The organism is Pseudomonas sp. 21615526 (genome assembly GCF_013386245.1).
Classification (GTDB): Bacteria; Pseudomonadota; Gammaproteobacteria; order Pseudomonadales; family Pseudomonadaceae; genus Aquipseudomonas.
In genome coordinates, this window is the sequence record NZ_JACAOM010000094.1 from 24,898 (window position 1) to 30,897 (window position 6,000).

8 protein-coding genes are annotated in these 6,000 nt (G+C 62.6%); 5 read left to right on the plus strand and 3 right to left on the minus strand.

The annotated features are described in order from the left end of the window. Positions 1–72: 72 nt before the first annotated feature. The 3 genes from HX786_RS24420 to HX786_RS24430 all read left to right on the plus strand — a co-directional run bounded on the left by HX786_RS24420 (position 73) and on the right by HX786_RS24430 (position 1,674). Complete coding sequence (locus HX786_RS24420) at positions 73–309, plus strand: glutaredoxin family protein (RefSeq protein WP_087694778.1); 237 nt, start codon at positions 73–75, stop codon at positions 307–309. A gap of 74 nt (positions 310–383) precedes the next feature. Continuing rightward, positions 384–719 carry a hypothetical protein gene (locus tag HX786_RS24425; RefSeq protein WP_003209087.1) on the plus strand — a complete coding sequence of 112 codons (336 nt, stop codon included), beginning with the start codon at positions 384–386 and terminating at the stop codon, positions 717–719. 70 nt (positions 720–789) lie between these two features. Then, complete coding sequence (locus HX786_RS24430; protein ID WP_003209088.1) at positions 790–1,674, plus strand: pseudouridine synthase; 885 nt, start codon at positions 790–792, stop codon at positions 1,672–1,674. Positions 1,675–1,731: 57 nt separating this feature from the next. Here the strand turns inward: HX786_RS24430 and HX786_RS24435 are convergent, their stop codons facing one another. Further along, positions 1,732–1,953 carry a YgdI/YgdR family lipoprotein gene (locus HX786_RS24435; RefSeq protein ID WP_003209090.1) on the minus strand — a complete coding sequence of 74 codons (222 nt, stop codon included), beginning with the start codon at positions 1,951–1,953 and terminating at the stop codon, positions 1,732–1,734. Positions 1,954–2,033: 80 nt separating this feature from the next. Then, positions 2,034–2,636, minus strand: coding sequence for a molybdenum cofactor guanylyltransferase MobA (gene mobA, locus HX786_RS24440; RefSeq protein ID WP_178912695.1), 603 nt, complete (start codon positions 2,634–2,636; stop codon positions 2,034–2,036). A gap of 75 nt (positions 2,637–2,711) precedes the next feature. Here mobA and moaB point away from each other — a divergent pair, with 75 nt between their 5' ends. Together moaB and glp are read left to right on the plus strand one after the other, a co-directional pair. After that, complete coding sequence (moaB, locus tag HX786_RS24445; RefSeq protein WP_178912696.1) at positions 2,712–3,251, plus strand: molybdenum cofactor biosynthesis protein B; 540 nt, start codon at positions 2,712–2,714, stop codon at positions 3,249–3,251. Further along, the gene (gene glp, locus HX786_RS24450) at positions 3,235–4,461 is read left to right on the plus strand and encodes a gephyrin-like molybdotransferase Glp (RefSeq protein WP_178912697.1); all 1,227 of its coding nucleotides are present in this window, start codon (positions 3,235–3,237) and stop codon (positions 4,459–4,461) included. The genes moaB and glp overlap by 17 nt, the downstream gene beginning before the upstream one ends. 143 nt (positions 4,462–4,604) lie before the next feature. On the opposite strand, the gene HX786_RS24455 is transcribed toward glp, so the two are convergent. Further along, positions 4,605–5,894 carry a M18 family aminopeptidase gene (locus HX786_RS24455; protein ID WP_003209095.1) on the minus strand — a complete coding sequence of 430 codons (1,290 nt, stop codon included), beginning with the start codon at positions 5,892–5,894 and terminating at the stop codon, positions 4,605–4,607. Positions 5,895–6,000: the final 106 nt, after the last annotated feature.

A 6,000-nucleotide genomic window follows, 5' to 3' on the forward strand; every position in this document is an offset into this window, starting at 1 on the left:
GATCTGGGTCAGGCTTTTGCAGTGTCCCGACGCTGTTAGAATAGGTGCCTGATTCTTCTTGGACCCGTTGCCATGCTTCCTGAATGTCAGTTGTTCGGCACCCTGGGCTGCCATCTGTGTGAGTTTGCCGAAGCCGAAATCATGCCGTTGGTCGAACACGGCCTGCTGGTGGAGTTGGTGGATATCGCCGATTCCGAGGCCCTGTATGAAGCCTACGGCCTGCGGATTCCGGTGCTGCGCCGGGTGGACACGGGCGCGGAGCTGGAGTGGCCGTTCGACGAAGCGCAGGTAGTGAACTTTCTTAGCTAGCACTCGGCGATGGCGAGTTCCCGATTATTCGGTTACTGTATGTTTGTACAGCGATTGAATGAGAGGGAACGCCCGTGGTGAATGTTGAACAACTGAAAAGCAGCGTCAATCGCATGTCCGCCGACGTCGTGCGCGACGCGGTGAACGAGCTGCGCCTCGATGGCCTGGTCACGGAAGGCAAGACGCCGTTTAACAAAGTGCATTTCAACACCTGCTTTGCCGAGATCGAGGCGCTGTTCCAGCGCGCGGGTTATCACAAGCAGCTGGATGTGGTGGGTTACCAGGGCTTGCTGTATGCGCTTTACGACCCGGGCCGCTGGGAAGCGGTGGATGTGCTGCGCTGGCTCAAGGAGTTCACCGAGGCGGCCAGTGCGTCACCGGTGTTGCGCGCGGAATTGGCCAAGGCCTGAATCTGTGCTGGGCCTGATCCGGCAGCATGCGGGATAATGTGCGCCTGTATGTCCACGTCTTGAGCCTGCCATGTCCGTTTTTTCCGCTGCCCAGCACCAAGCCAGCACCTTGTACCTGCCGCCAGGCGCCTGGGCCACCGTGCTGGATTGCCTGTGTGAGCACTTCCAGGCCATCAGCCGTGAGCAATGGCTGGATCGCATCGCCCGGGGCAGGGTGCTGGACATCAATGGCACTCCCATCAATCAGGACCTCGCCTACCGCGAAGGCCTGTGCATCTACTACTTTCGTGAAGTACCGAACGAGAAAGTAATCCCGGTGCAGGAGACGATCCTGTACGCCGATGAACACCTGGTGGTGGCCGACAAGCCGCATTTCCTGCCGGTCACGCCTGCCGGTGAATACGTCGAGCAGACCCTGTTGCGGCGTTTGATCCGTCGCCTCGACAACCCGGCGCTGGTGCCGCTGCATCGCATTGATCGGCATACCGCAGGGCTGGTGTTGTTTTCGGCCAACCCCCAGACGCGCTCGGCGTATCAACAGCTGTTTCCCACGCGCAAGATCGACAAGTTCTACGAAGCCATTGCCCCTGCATTGCCTGGGCTGACCTTTCCGCTGGTGCACAAAAGCCGGCTGGTGGATGGCGAGCCGTTCTTTCGCATGCAGGAAGGCGCGGGGGCGAGCAACACCGAGACGGCGGTCGAGGTGCGGGAAAAGAATGGCGACCTGTGGCGCTATGGCCTGTTTCCGGTGACCGGCAAGAAGCATCAGTTGCGGGTGCACATGACGGCCCTGGGCGCGAGTATCTGCAACGATCCGTTCTACCCCGACGTTATCAAGGATGCCGAGGACGACTACGCCAACCCGCTCAAGCTGCTGGCCCAGGGGGTGCGTTTCATCGACCCGGTCACCGGCCTTGAGCGCGACTTTCGCAGCGAGATCAGCCTGGACTGGTAAACCCCAGCAACGAAAAAGCCCGCATTACGCGGGCTTTTTTGTATCTGGCGTTAAGACTTACAGGTCTTTAACGGTGCGAACCTGATCCTTGTTGATCTGGGTGCGCTTGCCATCCAGCTGTTCGAATTCGTAGAAGCCGGTGGACTTGTCGAATTTAGGAGTGTCGACGGCCTGGATTTCGCGACCGTCATTCAGGGTGATCACTGTCGGCGAGGCGCAACCGGCAAGGGTAGCGAGGCCCAGTGCAAGCATGAGAGCGGCGATGGTCCGTTGAGTCATGAGTTTGTCTCCGAGAGAATGCTTTGTTGAGTACTGACCTTGTGACGTGTGTAACGTCGGCAAAGTTCCTTGTTCGACGCTCATTCTGACACGCTGGGCGGGCGGTGCAACAACTCCGGTGTATTGAGGTTGGCCAGGCGCGGATCGTCGGCGGGGCAATCCAGGGCCTTGGCCCCCAGCGCCTGCATGATCTGGCGCGGGCTGCGCCCGCCGGCTGCCCAGGCCCGTTCGAAGGGCTCGCGCAGCGAAGTGGGGATCACGCAGAGCAGCGGTTCCCAGAAATCGCCGTGGCGCACCATCACCGGCAGCAACGGGTTTTGCTGCGCCGTGCTGCGCAGGTCGGCGAGCAATCGTGCATCGATCTGCGGCACATCGCACGGCAATACCAGCAGATGCCCATGCTGCGCCACCGCCAGTCCTGCGCGAATGCCGGCCAGTGGCCCTGGAAAGTCGGGGCTGTCATCGCCGACCAATCGGTCGGCGTAGGCCGCGTACTGCGCCTGGTTGCGATTGCAGGAGATGATCAGGTCGTCGGTCAACGGCCGCACCAGGCGATGCAGGTGCGCGATCAGCGGCTGCCCGTGCCAGTCCAGCAGGCCCTTGTCGAGGCCGCCCATGCGCTGGCCACGACCGCCGGCCAGCAAAAGGATCGAGCAGGGCAGTGGGGAAGAATGGCTTGGCATGACGGCTCCTGCGGGCAGTGAAATGGGGGGCTGTGATATAACATCGGGCTGTTCCTTCGACAACCGGACCGAGCCATGAAAGCCAAGGCTGATGCGCCCTTTGTACCCCTGAATATCGCTGTATTGACGGTCAGCGACACCCGCACCCTGGAAACCGACACCTCGGGCCAGGTCTTCGTCGACCGCCTGACCGCCGCCGGTCACCTGCTGGCCGAGCGAGTTTTGCTTAGAGATGATCTGTACAAAATCCGTGCGCAAGTGGCGCACTGGATTGCCGAAGACGTGGTGCAGGTGGTGTTGATCACCGGCGGCACCGGCTTCACCGGCCGCGACAGCACCCCGGAAGCGGTGAGCTGCCTGCTGGATAAACAGGTGGATGGTTTCGGCGAACTGTTCCGGCAAATCTCCGTGGCCGATATCGGCACCTCCACCGTGCAATCCCGTGCCCTGGCCGGCCTGGCCAACGGCACACTGGTGTGCTGCCTGCCGGGCTCCACCAACGCGGTGCGCACCGGTTGGGACGGGATTCTCGCCGAGCAATTGGATAACCGTCACCGCCCGTGCAACTTCGTCCCGCATTTGAAACAGGCCGAGCCCTGTGAATCCCGTGGGTAAGCCGGGCAAGACCGGCGCGTTGATGCCGGTGGAAGACGCCCTCGAACAATTGCTGGCGATGGCCGAGGCAGCGCCGATCCGCGAGCAGGAAACGTTGCCGCTGGCCGAGTGTGATGGTCGGGTGCTGGCCCAGGCGTTGATCTCCACGCTGGACTTGCCGCCCTGGCCCAACAGCGCCATGGACGGATACGCCCTGCGCCTGGCGGACTGGACCGGTGAGCCACTGGTAGTCAGCCAGCGCATTTTTGCGGGCACGGCACCCGAGCCCTTGGCTGCCGGTACCTGCGCGCGGATCTTCACCGGAGCCCCGGTACCGGAGGGCGCGGACTGCGTCGAGATGCAGGAAAACGCCGTGGTCCATGCCGATCAGCGGGTGAGCTTCACCGAAGCGTTGCAGGTGGATCAAAACATCCGTCCCCAAGGCCAGGAAACCACGGTGGGCGAGTTGGTGTTGCCAGCAGGTACACGCCTGGGCCCGATCGAGTTGGGCCTGGCGGCTTCACTGGGTCGTGATCGGCTGGAAGTGGTACGACGCGCCCGCGTGGCTGTGCTGTCCACCGGCGACGAGTTGATCGAGCCGGGCCTGCCGCTGGGGCCCGGGCAGATCTACAACAGCAATCGCCGAGTGCTGTGCAGCTGGCTGGAGCGCCTGGGCTGCGAAGTGGTGGACGCCGGGATCCTGCCGGATGACCTGGAACAAACCCGCGAACGCCTGGGCGCATTGGGCTCGGTAGACCTGATTCTGTCCACCGGCGGTGTGTCGGTGGGGGAGGCGGATTTTCTCGGGATTGCGCTGCGGGAAGAAGGGGAGCTGGCGCTGTGGAAGCTGGCGATCAAGCCGGGCAAGCCGCTGACGTTCGGGCATTTCCGTGGTGTACCGGTGATCGGTTTGCCGGGCAATCCGGCGTCGACGCTGGTGACCTTTGCCTTGCTGGCGCGGCCTTACCTGTTGCGCCGCCAGGGCGTGGAAGACGTGCAGCCGCTGCGCATTGAAGTGCCAGTGGGGTTTGTCTGGCCCAAGCCGGGGAATCGCCGCGAGTATTTGCGCGGGCGGCTGGAGCAGGGCAAGGCGATCATCTACCGCAACCAGAGCTCGGGTGTGCTGCGTAGCGCGGCGTGGGCCGAAGGTTTGGTAGAAGTGCTGGAGGGGACGACGCTGGAGATCGGTGACCGGGTCAACTTCATTCCGCTGAGTGAAGTGTTGAACTGAGCCCGATCTATCAAACAATGAAGATCAAAATGTGGGAGCGGGCTTGCTCGCGAAAGCGGTGGATCAGTCACCAGATGTATTGACTGACCCTCTGCATTCGCGAGCAAGCCCGCTCCCACATTTGATTTGTGTTCATCCTGCAATTACGGCAAGTCGCGACTCGCGTAAAACGCACTCAACACCTTCACCAGGTGCGCCAGGTCGTGGCTGCCGCACAGCTCGCGAATCGAGTGCATCGCAAACGTCGGCAAGCCGATATCCACGGTGCGCACGCCCAGGTGGCTGGCGGTGATCGGGCCGATGGTCGAGCCGCAACCCATGTCGCTGCGAACCACAAAGCTTTGCACCGGCACTTCTTCGGCCATGCACAGGTGGCGGAAGAACCCGGCGGTTTCGCTGTTGGTGGCGTAGCGCTGGTTGCTGTTGACCTTGATCACCGGGCCGGCATTGAGTTTCGGGCCGTGGTTGGCGTCGTGCTTCTCGGCGTAGTTGGGGTGCACGCCGTGGGCGTTATCGGCAGACACCAGCAGCGACTTCTGGATAGTGCGTACGAACTCATCACCCTCGGGCAGCAGGCGACGCAGGGTCTGCTCCAGCATCGGGCCGTCGGCACCGCAGGCGGAGCACGAGCCGACTTCTTCGTGGTCGTTGCAGACCAGCACGCAGGTTTCATCGGTTTCGGCGGTGAGCAGGGCTTGCAGGCCGGCGTAGCACGACAGCAGGTTGTCGAGGCGGGCACCGGCGATAAAGTCGCCATTGAGGCCGATCACGGCCGCGCTCTGGGTGTCGTAGAAGCTCAGCTCATAGTCGAGCACCACATCGGCGTTCAACCCGTGTTCACGAGCCAGTTGCTCGGTCAGCACTGCGCGGAAGTCCACGCGCTCGTCACCGGCGAACTGCGCAAGGATCGGCGGCAGTTCGGTCTGGGCATTGATCGCCCAACCCTGGTTGGCTTCACGGTTCAGGTGAATGGCCAGGTTGGGGATGATCGCGATGGGCAGCTTGAAGTCGATCAGCTGGCTTTCGACCTTGCCGTCGCGGCGGAAAGTGACGCGGCCGGCCAGGGACAGATCGCGGTCGAACCACGGCGCCAGCAGCGCGCCGCCGTACACTTCCACACCCAGTTGCCAGAAGCCCTGGCGTTGCAGTTCAGGCTGTGGCTTGACCCGCAGGCACGGGCTGTCGGTGTGGGCGCCGACCAGGCGGATGCCGCCTTGCAGGGGCGAGTGGCGGCCGAGTTTGAAGGCGATGATCGAGGAGTCGTTGCGGGTCACGTAGTAGCGCCCGTTGGCCTCGGTGGTCCAGGTCTCGCGCTCGTCAAGACGCTGGAAACCGGCCGCTTCCAGGCGCTGTGCAAGGGCGGCGGTGGCATGGAACGGGGTAGGGGAGGCCTTGAGGAAGTCGATCAGGCCTTGGTTCAACTCTTCGCGCATAAGTAGCTCCAGACAGCAATGGCGCGAGTTTACCGTCCGACGGGATAAGTGCACAGAACAAATGTGGGAGCGGGCTTGCTCGCGAATGCGGTGTGTCAGTCGCCGA

Bases quoted from the DNA above. Each gene is read 5' to 3' on its own strand.
- mobA (WP_178912695.1), bottom strand. From the start codon at position 2,636: ATGCCAAGCCATTCTTCCCCACTGCCCTGCTCGATCCTTTTGCTGGCC.
- HX786_RS24430 (WP_003209088.1), top strand. From the start codon at position 790: ATGTCCGTTTTTTCCGCTGCCCAGCACCAAGCCAGCACCTTGTACCTG.
- HX786_RS24455 (WP_003209095.1), bottom strand. From the start codon at position 5,894: ATGCGCGAAGAGTTGAACCAAGGCCTGATCGACTTCCTCAAGGCCTCC.
- moaB (WP_178912696.1), top strand. From the start codon at position 2,712: ATGAAAGCCAAGGCTGATGCGCCCTTTGTACCCCTGAATATCGCTGTA.
- HX786_RS24420 (WP_087694778.1), top strand. From the start codon at position 73: ATGCTTCCTGAATGTCAGTTGTTCGGCACCCTGGGCTGCCATCTGTGT.
- HX786_RS24435 (WP_003209090.1), bottom strand. From the start codon at position 1,953: ATGACTCAACGGACCATCGCCGCTCTCATGCTTGCACTGGGCCTCGCT.